Genomic DNA, 14,195 nt, shown 5'->3' with positions numbered 1-14,195 from the left:
AACGCAGCATCAATCAAATAAAAATGAAGTTAGCGGGCTTGAACTGACCGCGCCGGTGGAAAGCGCGCCTAAACCTGCTTCATAAGCTTGACGTCCAGCGATGACAGCTTGCTTAAAAGCCTCGGCCATGTGTACTGGATTTCCGGAAACGGCAATTGCAGTGTTGACCAATACGGCATCCGCCCCAATTTCCATGGCTTTTGCTGCATCCGAAGGGGCGCCGATTCCAGCGTCAACGACGACGGGGACATTGCTCTCCTCGATAATAATTTCCAGAAAGTCCAGGGTACGAAGTCCTTTGTTGCTTCCGATCGGAGCTCCCAGGGGCATGACAACAGCGGTACCTGCATTCTCCAGACGTTTACAGAGCACCGGATCCGCATGGATATAAGGCATGACCACAAAGCCTAGCTTTGCCAGTGTTTCTGTTGCCCGTAGGGTCTCAATAGGATCCGGTAGCAGGTACCGTGGATCCGGATGGATTTCCAGCTTTACCCAGTTTGTCTCTAGGGCTTCCCGGGCAAGCTGAGCCGCTAAGACAGCTTCTTCGGCTGTTCTCGCTCCAGAAGTATTCGGAAGCAGGTCTATTTTTGTAAGGTCGAGCGCGGCGGTTAACTCGTCATCGGCTCCAAGCTGGTCGATGCGTTTCAGTGCGACGGTAACCAGCTGTGAACCCGAAGCAGCAACGGCTGCGCTCATCTCGGTCAGATTGCCAAATTTGCCCGTTCCCATAAATAACCTGGATTCGAAGCTGCGATTGGCTATGTGTAATGTGCTCATGCGAAGAGATTTTTAATGGATGAAATAAGGTGCGGTGTTTGCGTGATCAATCCCGATACCGCGACACCGTAAACTCCTGTCTGTATTAAATGTTGAATATCTTCGGCACTGCTGATCCCACCAATAGCAAAAATTGGAACAGCAGGGAGTTCCAGCCGGTGGATTTCCTGGAAGATATGTTGATATCCAGCCAAGCCCAATAGTGGGCTGAGCTTTTGTTTTGTATGCGTGTGTTTAAATGGCCCCAGGCCGATATAGTCACAATTTTCTGCGATCCGCTGTTGCACATCTTGCAGGCTATTTGCGGTGCCACCGATAATTTTTTCGGGGCCTAGCAACTGCCGAGCTTCCGCGATACCGCAATCCGTTAAGCCAAGATGTACACCATCCACATCCAGTTGCTTGGCCAGGTGTACATCATCATTGATGATACATTTGGCTCCAAACTGCTGGCAAACCTGTTGTATTTGCTTCGCAAGTATGGCGAATTCTGCTTCTCCCGCCTGTTTCCATCGGATCTGTATCCATGTGGCTCCGGCGTCCAGGGCTTTTAGGATATTGTTCTTTTGTTCAGCCTGCGTCAGCCCCTGTGAGATATATTGGAGTTTTTCGAGCATAAGTTTTTGCATGTTATAAAATGTTGAATAGGGTTGTTGGTTTGCCAGATGGCTCCCAGCAAGGCGATCCCATCTACACCTGCATGGATGGGAATCCGGCAATTTGAGGCTTGTATTCCGCCAAGACCGACCAGGCCGACATCAAAATTGGTCCGGAAGGGAAGTTGGCTCAGTACAGTATTTTCCTGGCCATAACCGACCTTGGAAATGCTTGGAAACAAAGGGCTTAAAAAGGCATAATCCCAGCTTTTGTCCAATGCGTTGAACTGATCGATATGGTGGACTGATGTCGAACAGATACCTCCGAAGTTTTGCGGATCGAATAGGCCGCTTTGGCGATCATGTGCGTTGAGATGAATCCGATTAATTTGAAGTGCATCCGACAGCTGCGGATGGGAGTGAAGAACCAGTCTATCGTGGTATATCGCATCGATAGATGCGATATAACGATACATTTGCTCATCCGTAAAATGATATTTGCGCAGATGCAAAAGACCGAGTCCATGCACAAAAAGATCATGGATGGTCTGTATTTCTGAGGCAAATTCTTCCGCTGCTGTCAATGCAATGATCATAAGTAGATTTCCTTTCCCTGTGCGATGAATTCCTGCGATTTTTCCAGCATACCCTGTGCGGCAGTATCCCGGATTTCCTGTGTAATTTTCATGGAGCAGAATTTGGGACCGCACATCGAGCAGAAATGAGCTACTTTGGCGGCATCCGCAGGTAATGTTTCGTCGTGGTACTCACGGGCAGTATCCGGATCAAGGGATAAGTTGAACTGATCTTCCCAACGGAATTCGAATCTAGCCTTGCTCAGCGCATTGTCACGGTATTGTGCCCCCGGATGACCTTTGGCCAGATCAGCTGCGTGTGCCGCCAGTTTGTAGGTAATCACGCCATCTTTCACATCTTTTTTATTGGGCAGGCCAAGATGTTCTTTGGGTGTGACATAACAGAGCATGGCACAGCCATACCAACCGATCATTGCCGCGCCGATCGCCGAGGTGATATGGTCATATCCTGGCGCGATATCGGTGGTCAGTGGCCCTAACGTATAAAATGGAGCTTCGTCACAACATTCCAGCTGTTTTTCCATATTTTCTTTGATCAATTGCATCGGCACGTGGCCCGGTCCCTCGATCATCACTTGTACATCGTGTTTCCAGGCAATTTTTGTCAATTCCCCCAAGGTTTCCAGTTCGGCAAATTGGGCTGCATCATTGGCATCTGCGATAGCACCGGGGCGCAGACCGTCACCCAGTGAAAAAGCAACATCATACTGCTTCATGATCTGACAGATTTCGTCAAAATGGGTATAGAGAAAGTTTTCCTGATGATGGAATAGACACCATTTAGCCATAATGGAGCCACCCCTTGACACAATGCCGGTCACGCGTTTTGCGGTTAGGTGAATATAGCGCAAGAGAACACCGGCATGGATCGTGAAATAGGAAACTCCCTGTTCCGCCTGCTCAATCAGTGTATCCCGAAATATTTCCCAGGTGAGATCTTCGGCAACACCTTTCACCTTTTCAAGCGCCTGATAAATCGGAACAGTACCGATCGGCACGGGTGAGTTGCGAATAATCCATTCGCGGGTTTCGTGGATATTTTTGCCTGTAGACAGATCCATGATGGTATCGGCGCCCCAGCGGCAGGCCCATACTGCTTTTTCGACTTCTTCTTCGATACTGGAGCTGACGGCGCTATTGCCGATGTTGGCATTGATTTTTACCAGAAAATTACGGCCGATAATCATCGGTTCGCTCTCGGGATGATTGATATTATTGGGTATAATAGCTCTACCGGCAGCAATTTCCTCCCGGACAAATTCCGGTGTAATATATTTTCCAGCTGTCCGGGCGCCGAAGTTCTCCCCGGGATGCTGATGATCCATTCCGGGTGTACTGTCGGCTAGTTGGGCTATACGTTGATTTTCACGAATGGCGACATATTCCATCTCCGGCGTAATGATACCTTTTCTGGCATAATGCAATTGCGTTACATTTTTTCCCGGTGCCGCAACTTTCGGCTTATGGCTGTAGGCAAAACGAAGCTCATCTAAGCTTGTATCTGCTAGGCGTTCTTGTCCGTACCGCGAACTGATACCGTCCAGCTGCTGCACATCACCACGGTCTAGGATCCATTGTTCCCGTAGCCGGGGAAGCCCCTTACGAATATCAATTTCCTGGGTTCCATCTGTATAGGGACCTGAGGTATCATAAATGGTGATTGGCGGGTTGACTTCGATCTGTCCATTGCTTAATTTGGTAGGGCTCAACGAAATCTGGCGCATGGCGACCTGAATGGGATAGAGCGTTCCAGGAACAAAAACTTTGGTTGAGTTTGGAAAAGCGGTCTGTGTGATTTTTTCTGATGTCATGTTAAGGAGAAATTAGGTATATTGAATAAGTTCCAAAGATGGTTAACCACCTTGCGTAGCGGTAATAAGTAGAATCTGGTCACTGGCACGTAGGGATGTGTTTGGCCAATCGTCTTTGGGAATAACCTGGTTATTGACGGCTACAGCGACACCTTGTGTTTTACCGGAAAGTTCAACCTGTAAAAGATCGGCTAGCGAATTTGGCGCGGGGTCGAAAAATCGGATTTGATGATTGATTGTAAGTTCCATTCCTTTTATTTTTTTGGTAAAACTTTAGGAATGGCTACAATAAGATACGGTAATGTATCCTGTAGACAGCTTACTTTTCCCTACGCCAGTATGATCTGGATCAGGTTATAAGGGTAAAATCTCAGCCCGCATATGCAGACACCCCTAAAGTCGCAACTAATATAGGACTATTTTGATGAAAAATCCAAAACATCCCTGTTAATTTTAAATACTGTTGCAATAAGACAAGGCTGTTTATTATGTTGAAAATATTTGATATATTCGTTTTTAAATCAACTAAAACAATTTAACGTCCTTTTGTAAACCTGCTGAATTCATCCCTGATTTCTTAGGAAACGCATTCTATTTTCATCGTGGGAAACACAAGAGGTCAACATGTATCTACGAAATATGAGGAAGACTTTACTGATGATCATGCTGAGCATGGGGACGTTATTGCATGCACAGCAGCAAAAAGAATGTGTACCTATTGCACTCCGATGCGAACATTTGGAGAACCCCTTGGGTGTAGACAAATTAAATCCCCGTTTAAGCTGGCAGCTGGATGATAAGCGACAGGGCGCAAAGCAATCTGCTTATCAAATCTTGGTAGACAGGGATTCAACAGCCCTAGTGAAAAATAAATCCCGTATTTGGAATAGTGGAAAGCAGTCTAATTCCGACATCTTGGTTCAGTATGATGGATCGACTTTGGAACCGCAGACAAAATATTTTTGGAGAGTTCTTGTCTGGGACAAAAATGGAAGGCCAAGTACATCCTCCATCGCCTCCTTTGAAACAGGAATGATGGGAATGCAGTGGAAAGGAAAATGGATCAGTGATAAGCAGGACATTCACGAACAGGCGGCCCCTTATTTCAGAAAGGCTTTTAAAGCAGCCAAAGCAATCAAGTCGGCCCGGGCCTATATTGCGGCAGCAGGACTTTATGAGCTGTCCATAAATGGCAAGCGAATCGGCGATCACCGCCTTGATCCCATGTATACTCGGTTTGATAAACGCACATTGTATCTGGTGGAAGATGTGACCGGACAGCTTCAGCAGGGCGACAATGTCCTCGCTATTGTTTTGGGAAACGGCTGGTATAACCATCAAGCCCTGGCGGTATGGAATTTTGACAAGGCACCCTGGCGGGATCGTCCGACATTTTGTTTGGATTTGCGTATTGTCTATGAGGACGGTACTGAAGAAACAGTAAGTTCAGACCAAACCTGGAAGACTGCGGCAGGACCGATCCGCTACAATAATATTTATACCGGTGAACATTATGATGCCCGTCTGGAAATGCCAGGATGGGATACAGCAGCCTTTGATGATTCAGAATGGCATGCAGTGCAGTATCGGAAACCACCTTCCGCAAATATCGTCTCCCAGCAGATGGTACCGATACGGCTGGTCAGATCGTATAAACCGAAATTAATAAAAAAAATCGATGACAGGACCTATGTCTTTGATATGGGGCAAAATATGGCTGGTGTAACGAAGATCAAGATCGCTGGGAAAGCCGGGACGGTGGTCAAAATCAAGCATGGCGAACGCGTGCAGGCAAATGGCCGCTTGGATCAGTCCAATATTGATGTATATTACCGTGGAAGCAAAGATCTGGAACCCTTTCAGACCGATATCCTGACACTGAGTGGCAGGAAAATGGATGAATTTATGGCGAAATTTGGCTATAAGGGCTTCCGTTATGTTGAGCTGAGCAGCAGTGAACCAATTGCAGTGGATGAATCGGCTGTTACGGCTTATTTTATGCATAGTGATGTACGGCCCATTGGCCAGCTGAAAACCTCTTCTTCGTTGATCAATGGGTTGTGGGAAGCGACTAACAACGCCTACCTGTCCAACTTGATGGGTTATCCCACGGACTGCCCACAACGGGAGAAAAATGGTTGGACGGGGGATGGGCACCTCGCAATTGAAACCGCCTATTATAATTTTGACGGGATTACCGTTTATGAGAAATGGATGGCGGATCATCGGGATGAGCAGCAGGAAAACGGCGTGTTGCCCGATATCATTCCGACCGGCGGCTGGGGATATGGTACGGCAAATGGCTTGGATTGGACAAGTACCATCGCCATTATTCCCTGGCAGACCTATTTGTTTTACGGTGATGCAAAGTTACTGGCAGAATGTTATGACAATATCAAGCGTTATGTGGATTACGTGGACGGAATTAGTCCGAATGGACTGACCACCTTTGGTCGTGGAGATTGGGTACCCGTCAAATCGCAATCTAATCTTGAGCTAACTTCGTCGGTGTACTTTTATGTGGATGCGACGATCTTAGCCGCGGCCGCAAAAATGTTTGGAAAGACCGGTGATCAGCAGAAATATGAACGATTGAGCCAGAAGATCAAAGACGCGATCAATACGAAATTTTTGGATACCACAACAGGGATCTACAGTACAGGGACACAGACCGAGTTAAGTGTACCCTTATATTGGGGCCTGGTACCCGAGGCGATGAAAGCCAAAGTTGCAGCCAACTTAAATAAGCGGGTAGAAGAGACCAATTTTCATTTGGATGTTGGTGTACTTGGGGCTAAAGCACTGCTGAATGCATTGAAGGATAATGGTTACGGCGAGACGGCGTATAAAGTCGCCGTACAGGATACTTATCCCTCCTGGGGCTGGTGGATTGTCAATGGTGCAACCACCTTGCTTGAAAATTGGGACCTACAGGCGACGCGGGATATTTCGGATAACCATATGATGTTTGGCGAGATCGGCGGCTGGTTTTTTAAATCCATTGGCGGTATCCTGCCAGATCCAACACAGGCTGGCTTTAAACATGTCTTGTTAAAACCTATTTTCCCGAAGGAGCTCAAGGAATCCTCGATTTCTTATCAATCGCCTTATGGTAAAATTGTGTCCAGTTGGCGAGTAAATGGAAACAAAATCGAATACACTGTCGAGATACCGGCGAATGCGACGGCAACCTTTTATCCGCCAGCGAATATCCGCAGTAGCGGTGCAGTCCAGTTGGAAGCAGGGAAATATCAAATGGATTTGGAATTAAAATAATAGGCCTGGTTTACATCCTATTTTTTTCTACTGGATATGGTTGTCATTGGCGGGGCTTTTCTTGCTATTGTCTTCGGACCTTATTCGGATCGTTTGCGGTACTGACCAATATTGCTGCAGATCGGTGGCCGGTTTTACCCAAACAATTTCTGCATCGAATCTGCCTCAGGTCTGCTCTGGCTCAGCCACCTGTCTGGCTGTTAGCGAATATGATCCGAATTTGATCCGAAGAAGGTTGGTATTAACCCGTGGACACTCCATATACAGACAGGTTGTCCAAAAAACTAGGATAGCCCATTTTTATGCGATTTTAGATATACACCCTACATTTCAATATATCCCCACAGCATTCATGATATTCAATTCTCAAAAAGTCAGACCTTGCTGTTTGGGCTCCTATTTTCTTGTACGGAATTTAGTTAAATCTAAGATAAACAGCCGCTCTTTTTTAGCAGAAGGAAAGCCAATTAAGGGCGATATCCCACTTGTGAGTCAGTTAAACAGAATTTTACCTATTAAAGGAGGTGGTTATTTACAGTAGTTAATTTTAGTTCTTTTTAACTTATTGTGTTTATTATACACGATAACGTTTTCGTTTGTTGCGCAATCGATTGCTCGGATTTATTGAAATATTTACTTCTATATTGGTCATAGCGATTATAATCCTACTACTAATTTTTACCAAAGTTTTAAACTATTTATAAACTTAATTTTGAAAACCAATGAAGAAAAACATCTTTTATGTAATTGCAATCTGCTTTGTCGGCTTATTTACCTCCTGTAAAAAGGATGGTGGTTGGATGCATCCGGTGCCTAATGATCCCGAACCGGTCAAATTGGCCATTGCAGATAGTGTACAAACGTTCAAAGTAATGCCTTCGGCTTCGACAGAGACCGATCGATTGCAATTCAGGGCAAATCACAACGATATGCAGGCAACGGGATTTTATGCTGCTCCCAATAGTACAATAACGGTAACTGTTAACGTCAAAGCTGGTTCAACAGGAGCCCGACTTGCGATCGGTACTCCTTTTAGGGATAATATCAGGCCTGTGAGACAATACTTTGATCTACAGTCGGGAACGCAATCGTTTACAGTAGATCAATACGGAGGGTTGGTTTATTTGATCTATACAGCGAATAATTATACAACAATAGGAGAAATTGAACTTACTTTCGGCAATGGATTTATTCCTGTTCCGTATTTTCAAAAAGGTAAAACAACCCATGATCAATGGGTGCTGACATTGGATTCACTTAAGAACATTGCGCCGGATGTGGTCTTTTCTTCCGACCGTACCATTATGGTCGCTAATATGGATGAGGCTCTTCTTTATAAGGGCGAGGATCAACAATTGATCGTTAATCGATTGGATTCGATCATCGGTTTTTCAAATCGTATTAGTGGCTTGAGCGGTACAAGCGGTGTACATGCCATCCCTTACAATAAACATTTGATCACGGTTAGGGATTCTGCTTCTGGCGGATATATGGCGGCAGGTATTTCTATTTTTTATACGGAATCATTGTCTTATCGCATGCTGCAGCCTAAATATCTTTCCAACACCAATGGATGGGGGATCTGGCACGAAGTAGGACATACCTATCAGCAGAAAGCTTGGACTTGGAACAATCTGACGGAAACGACGGTCAATGTTTATTCGTTAGCATGTGAGCGAGGTTTTGGTCTGCCTGTTAGTCGTGTTACTGCAAACAATGCATGGCCCAAACTGGATACTTATCTTCAAAAGCCTATTACCGAACGAGATTTCAATTTGGGTGATAATGACTTGAAGATGATTATGTTCCATCAATTGTGGTTGGCTTTTGGTGATGATCTCTATATTAATTTGAGCAAGGCTACGCGTGAGAATCGCCCTGTTTTATCAACAGATGCGGATAAAATGCACTATTTTATGCTTTCAGCTTGTCAAATTTCACAGAAAGACCTTTCAGACTTTTTTAGAAAATGGGGCTTCAAAGTTAATGAATCTGTTTATACGGAGATTGCCAACCTTAATTTTCCAGCGCCGAATCAAGATATTACGGCATTGAGGGATTAAAATTTCATTTTTAATAGTTAGTTAGGGTACATGATCATTCGTGTGCCCTTTTTTATTCAGGGAAGCTGAACAGTATAAAAACAAGAAAAGCCCATCGTTAGATGAGCTTTCTTGTACCTAGGGCGGGAATCGAACCCGCACTCCCTTAACGGGAACAGGATTTTAAGTCCTGCGTGTCTACCAGTTCCACCACCTAGGCAGGTGAGCGAAAAACGAGATTCGAACTCGCGACCCCAACCTTGGCAAGGTTGTGCTCTACCAACTGAGCTATTTTCGCATGGAATTTATTTTTTCAAGTATTTCAGAACTTCGCGTTCTGTTTCTTTTGGTGGTGCCAGCTGGATTCGAACCAGCGACACAAGGATTTTCAGTCCTTTGCTCTACCAACTGAGCTATGGCACCTTTTCAATACTAGGCGTTTGCCTTATTGATGCTGCAAATATAGAGGGATTATTTGAAATACAAAAGGCAAAAGCGCTTTTTTTTGCGTTTAAACGCCAACCCATTGATTCCTAAGTGGAAAAAATAAAGGGCTATTCACATCGAATAGCCCTTTGATATGGTCTAGGTGGATCTGATTAAGATAATTTACCTACTTCTAATACTAGATCAACGATTTTGTTTGAATAACCCCACTCGTTGTCGTACCAAGATACCACTTTAACGAAGTTATCATTCAAAGAAATACCAGCTTTAGCATCGAAGATTGATGTACGTGCATCACCCAAGAAGTCAGTTGAAACAACCTCATCCTCAGTGTAACCCAAAATACCTTTCAATTCACCTTCAGAAGCTTCTTTCATCGCAGTTTTGATCTCTTCGTATGAAGCACCTTTGTTCAAACGTACGGTCAAGTCAACAACTGAAACGTCAGCAGTAGGAACACGTAATGACATACCTGTCAATTTACCTTTCAATTCAGGAAGTACCAAACCTACAGCTTTAGCAGCACCTGTAGATGAAGGGATGATGTTTTGGTAAGCACCACGGCCACCTCTCCAGTCTTTCACTGAAGGACCATCCACAGTCTTTTGCGTAGCTGTTACCGCGTGTACGGTAGTCATCAAACCTTCAACGATACCAAATTTGTCATTCAATACTTTAGCGATAGGCGCTAAACAGTTTGTTGTACATGATGCATTTGAAACGATATGTTGATCAGCTTTTAATTCTTTGTGGTTTACACCCATTACGAAAGTAGGGGTATCATCTTTTGCCGGAGCAGACATCACAACTTTTTTCGCACCTGCGTCAATGTGTTTTTGAGCCAACTCCTGAGTAAGGAAGAAACCTGTAGATTCGATGATTACTTCAGCACCTACTTCATTCCATTTCAAGTTTGCTGGATCTTTTTCAGCAGTTACACGGATTGTTTTGCCATTCACGACCAAGTTACCATCTTTCACCTCTACAGTACCATCAAATTTACCGTGAGTTGAATCGTATTTCAACATATAAGCCATATAATCAGGCTCAACTAAGTCATTGATACCAACAATTTCAATTTCTGGACGATTGATAGCAGCTCTGAATGCTAAACGACCAATACGGCCAAATCCGTTAATTCCAATTTTCATATTCTTAATTTTTATTGATATAATATTTAATTAAATTATGTATCGGCTCCTTAACTACGGTGCCAATACTGATATTAAATTCTTCTGTAGCAACTTCCCGGAGGATGTTTTCATAATTGAAAGCTACCGAACCTGTAAAATTCACATCACTATCCGGATACTCTTTCATTAATGGCTTAATGTACGTCTTAATGAAGATGCGCAGTCCGTTTTTGATCAGCTGATTGATAAATAGGTGATCCTTATTTTCAAGTACAAAGTCGGTAAATGAATTTAAAAAGTTGGTTGGCTGCGGCGCAATATAGACCTTCTCCAAAATACTTTTCTTGTCCAGGGTAAATTCTTTTTCCAATTTATCTTTCAGATCGACCGGAAGCGTGTCGGTCATATAATGTTTCAGCAATTGCTGACTGTTCCAGTTTGTCGCCCCTTCATCTGCGAGAATGTAACCCAGACCATAGTTGTTCTCAATGATTTTCTTACCGGTATAATAGGCCGCGTTCGATCCACTTCCGATAATGCCGACAATGCCTTTTTCATCACCAAAGGTTGAAATGGCTGAAGCAATGACATCATGGTCTACCTTGACACGGGCATTGACAAAAAAGCGCTCGAACACATTTTTGATCTTGTCCTTACGTTCTTTTGATGAGGAGCCGGCACCAAAAAAATAAATACGTTTTATTTTTTCAGCGTTATTGATCAAATTGGTGTTTCTATTTAAATGCTGTAGTATGGACCGTTCATCCTGTAGATAGGGGTTGATACCATTCATGCGAAATCCGGTTGTTATTCGGCCTTTGTCGGCCAACCGCCAGTCTGAGAATCGGGATCCACTGTATACTACTGCTATCATCGTCTGCTTAATTTTATATTACAAAATCTCAGCCATTTCCAATAGATCAGGGCTAAGCTTAATTTCCTTATTGCTGATAGCTTCCTCGATCGGAGTAGTTTTAATTTCGTTACCACGGAGACCTACGGTGATCCGTGTATTGCCTGCTAAAATTTCATTAACGGCGGCAAAACCCAATCGACTAGCTAATACACGGTCGAAGCTTGTTGGAGATCCGCCGCGTTGCAAATGCCCTAATATACTAACTTTCGTGTCGTAATGATCAAATTTTTCCTTTACTTTTTTTGCGACATAATAGGCACCACCGTTTTGATCGCCTTCGGCAACGATCACAATTGAAGAAGATTTCTTTTTGATGGCTCCATCTTCCAGGTGACTAATTAAGTCATCAATAGCAGTCTCCTTTTCTGGAAGTAGGATCGCTTCTGCACCACCTGCAATTCCAGCATTTAATGCAATACAGCCTGAATCTCTACCCATGACCTCCACAAAGAAGAGGCGCTCATGCGACGCTGCGGTGTCTCTGATTTTGTCAATGGCTTCAATAACGGTGTTGTTTGCGGTATCGTAACCAATGGTATAATCTGAGCCATATAGGTCATTGTCAATCGTTCCTGGGATACCTACGATGGGAATTTCAAATTCTTTGGAAAAGAAATTCGCACCGGTGAAAGTACCGTCACCACCAATAACCACCAAAGCATCTATTTCGGCAGCCTTTAAATTATCATATGCAATTTTTCGCCCCTCGGTTGTTTTAAACTCAAGACAACGTGCTGTTTTTAATATTGTACCACCACGCTGTATGATATTGCTCACCGAACGGGTATCCATTTCTTTGAAATTTCCGTCAATCAAACCTTGGTAGCCCTGATAGATCCCAGTGACCTGAAGGCCCTTGTGTAATGCTGTACGGACAACTGCACGAATACAGGCATTCATGCCCGGTGCATCGCCGCCAGATGTTAATACGCCTATTTTTTTAATTTCTTTTATCACACTCTATATTTTAGGTTTTACGAATATAAGATTTTTATAGTGTATATTCTACACTTTGAATAAATTTTTCATTATTTTTTTGCGCATCACGTTTAGGAAGCGTATAATTGTTACAGGTAACCCGATGATTAGTAGCCAATAAATTTAGCTCAGTATATCGCATATAAATAAATTTAGAAGTTTTGTATAGTAATTTTACCGTAGACTGTGTCATATTAGGCTTTCATGAAGGAGAATTAAAGGTTCTTTTGGCTGAAAGAAATGAATATCCTTTTAAGGATTGGTGGGCATTGCCAGGCTTTTTCGTGGACAATGACGAAGAGATGGAAGATGCCGTGAAGAGAATTCTGTATGAAAATACAGGTTTGAAGGATGTATTTATGGACCAATTACATTCTTTTGCGGGCTTAAAACGGCACCCAAAAGGACGTATTCTGACCGTGGCTTACTATGCCCTGGTCCAGCTGGATAACACAAAACTGAAAACGAAGCCTGTTACAAACTATATGAAGCAGGCAAAATGGTTTCCTGTCAGAAATGTCCCTGAATTGGCGTTTGACCATAAGCAGATTTTGGATCTTTGCCTGGAAAGGTTGCAGCGTCGTCTAGCCTATAAACCCATCGCTTTCGAACTGTTGCCGGAAAAATTTACCCTGACACAATTGCAGTTGGTGTACGAAGGAATATTGAATAAAACATTGGATAAACGCAATTTTAGAAAGAAAATGCAGAATTACGGCTTCCTCAAGGAGCTGGATGAGGTGCAGACCGGTGTCGCTTACCGGGCAGCAAGGCTCTATAAGCTGGACAAAAGAAAATTCCTCAAACATTTTCAGAATACTGTAGCGTTTTAATAAATTCTGAGTTATTAAGAAAAGGCAAACTTCCAAAGTTTGCCTTTTTTGTTGTCAACTAAATATCAAATTAATAGCGATTTCAAAATATATTTTGTACAGGAAGTTACTTTTTATATTTTTGAACAATTTCTGATAAAAGTCAGAAAGTAGAAAGGAGTTTTTTGAAGAATGGAAGATAGAAAAGACCAGATCATTGATGCTGCCATAAGACGTTTTATGCATTATGGTTTTAGTAAGACAACAATGAATGAGATTGCGGAGGATATAAAAATTACCAAAGCGAATTTATATTACTATTACTCAGAGAAGAATGTGCTCATACGGGATGTGATCATACGATTGACTGATGAGTACCGGGAAGAGGAAGAGAAGTTGGTTGCCGCGCACAAGGGGACAACCTACGAGGTGATCATGAAGATATTGGAATTACGTGATGCCTTCGTACGTAAGTATTATATGTTGCATATGAATGAAAACCTCGAATGGATTAAAGGGCTTTCGATGCAGGACTTTTTTCAGTGCCTGCACAATCGTGATGTAAATGCGCTTTATGAAATACTGAAGGTGGGGGCTGAAAATGGCGAGCTCAATGGCGAGCATCTTTATGAGACCGCTGAAATCTATGTCGAACTGATGAAGAGCCTATCCCTGATGTGCAATATTTCTGATATTATTTCGGGAATACCTAACCAGGATCGTTTTGATGAAGTGCTACAGAAACAAAAACTAGCTACGAAGCTGTTTTTTAATGGTATAAATAAAAGATAGATATAAAATTAGGACA

12 protein-coding genes, 3 tRNA genes and 1 riboswitch are annotated in these 14,195 nt (G+C 43.4%); of the genes, 4 read left to right on the top strand and 11 right to left on the bottom strand.

What is annotated here, in order from left to right:
• Positions 1-9: 9 nt before the first annotated feature.
• From BWD42_RS08225 to thiS, 5 genes are read right to left on the bottom strand one after another with little or no spacing between them, the layout of a single operon-like run.
• The gene (locus tag BWD42_RS08225) at positions 10-780 is read right to left on the bottom strand and encodes a thiazole synthase (RefSeq protein WP_077434889.1); all 771 of its coding nucleotides are present in this window, start codon (positions 778-780) and stop codon (positions 10-12) included.
• Positions 777-1,409: a thiamine phosphate synthase gene (gene thiE / locus BWD42_RS08220; RefSeq protein ID WP_254846195.1), complete on the bottom strand. Its 633-nt coding sequence runs from the start codon at positions 1,407-1,409 to the stop codon at positions 777-779. The genes BWD42_RS08225 and thiE overlap by 4 nt, the downstream gene beginning before the upstream one ends.
• On the bottom strand, positions 1,361-1,972 hold the full coding sequence (locus tag BWD42_RS08215) for a thiamine phosphate synthase (RefSeq protein ID WP_077434885.1): 612 nt from the start codon (positions 1,970-1,972) through the stop codon (positions 1,361-1,363). The genes thiE and BWD42_RS08215 overlap by 49 nt, the downstream gene beginning before the upstream one ends.
• Entirely contained in the window at positions 1,969-3,783 is a 1,815-nt protein-coding gene (gene thiC, locus BWD42_RS08210) for a phosphomethylpyrimidine synthase ThiC (protein WP_077434883.1), read from the bottom strand. Before thiC ends, BWD42_RS08215 begins: the two co-directional genes overlap by 4 nt.
• 42 nt (positions 3,784-3,825) lie before the next feature.
• On the bottom strand, positions 3,826-4,032 hold the full coding sequence (gene thiS, locus BWD42_RS08205) for a sulfur carrier protein ThiS (protein WP_077434881.1): 207 nt from the start codon (positions 4,030-4,032) through the stop codon (positions 3,826-3,828).
• A gap of 60 nt (positions 4,033-4,092) precedes the next feature.
• A riboswitch (TPP riboswitch) is annotated at positions 4,093-4,188 on the bottom strand.
• A 234-nt stretch (positions 4,189-4,422) separates the two neighbouring features.
• Between thiS and BWD42_RS08200 the strand changes: the two genes are divergently transcribed.
• Both BWD42_RS08200 and BWD42_RS08195 read left to right on the top strand, forming a co-directional pair.
• Positions 4,423-7,059, top strand: a complete 2,637-nt coding sequence (locus BWD42_RS08200) for an alpha-L-rhamnosidase (RefSeq protein WP_077435903.1) — start codon at positions 4,423-4,425, stop codon at positions 7,057-7,059.
• Between the two features lie 722 nt (positions 7,060-7,781).
• Positions 7,782-9,122, top strand: coding sequence for a M60 family metallopeptidase (locus tag BWD42_RS08195; RefSeq protein WP_077434879.1), 1,341 nt, complete (start codon positions 7,782-7,784; stop codon positions 9,120-9,122).
• 114 nt (positions 9,123-9,236) lie between these two features.
• Here the strand turns inward: BWD42_RS08195 and BWD42_RS08190 are convergent.
• The 6 genes from BWD42_RS08190 to pfkA form a co-directional block, all read right to left on the bottom strand.
• A tRNA-Leu gene (locus BWD42_RS08190) sits at positions 9,237-9,321 on the bottom strand.
• Between the two features lie 5 nt (positions 9,322-9,326).
• Positions 9,327-9,399, bottom strand: a tRNA-Gly gene (locus tag BWD42_RS08185).
• A gap of 49 nt (positions 9,400-9,448) precedes the next feature.
• Positions 9,449-9,524, bottom strand: a tRNA-Phe gene (locus BWD42_RS08180).
• A gap of 176 nt (positions 9,525-9,700) precedes the next feature.
• The gene (gap, locus tag BWD42_RS08175; protein ID WP_077434877.1) at positions 9,701-10,699 is read right to left on the bottom strand and encodes a type I glyceraldehyde-3-phosphate dehydrogenase; all 999 of its coding nucleotides are present in this window, start codon (positions 10,697-10,699) and stop codon (positions 9,701-9,703) included.
• Positions 10,700-10,703: 4 nt separating this feature from the next.
• Complete coding sequence (locus BWD42_RS08170) at positions 10,704-11,555, bottom strand: hypothetical protein (protein WP_077434875.1); 852 nt, start codon at positions 11,553-11,555, stop codon at positions 10,704-10,706.
• Positions 11,556-11,573: 18 nt separating this feature from the next.
• Positions 11,574-12,551 carry a 6-phosphofructokinase gene (pfkA, locus tag BWD42_RS08165; protein ID WP_077435901.1) on the bottom strand — a complete coding sequence of 326 codons (978 nt, stop codon included), beginning with the start codon at positions 12,549-12,551 and terminating at the stop codon, positions 11,574-11,576.
• Positions 12,552-12,736: 185 nt separating this feature from the next.
• Between pfkA and BWD42_RS08160 the strand changes: the two genes are divergently transcribed.
• Both BWD42_RS08160 and BWD42_RS08155 read left to right on the top strand, forming a co-directional pair.
• On the top strand, positions 12,737-13,408 hold the full coding sequence (locus BWD42_RS08160; protein WP_077434873.1) for an NUDIX hydrolase: 672 nt from the start codon (positions 12,737-12,739) through the stop codon (positions 13,406-13,408).
• Positions 13,409-13,579: 171 nt separating this feature from the next.
• Positions 13,580-14,179 (top strand): TetR/AcrR family transcriptional regulator, encoded by a 600-nt coding sequence (locus BWD42_RS08155; protein WP_077434871.1) that lies wholly within the window; start codon positions 13,580-13,582, stop codon positions 14,177-14,179.
• The last annotated feature ends 16 nt before the right edge of the window (positions 14,180-14,195 follow it).

This window comes from Sphingobacterium sp. CZ-UAM (genome assembly GCF_002000245.1).
GTDB lineage: Bacteria > Bacteroidota > Bacteroidia > Sphingobacteriales > Sphingobacteriaceae > Sphingobacterium.
The sequence above is the reverse complement of the archived record's forward strand: the minus strand, read 5'-3'. Positions and strand labels throughout refer to the sequence as shown.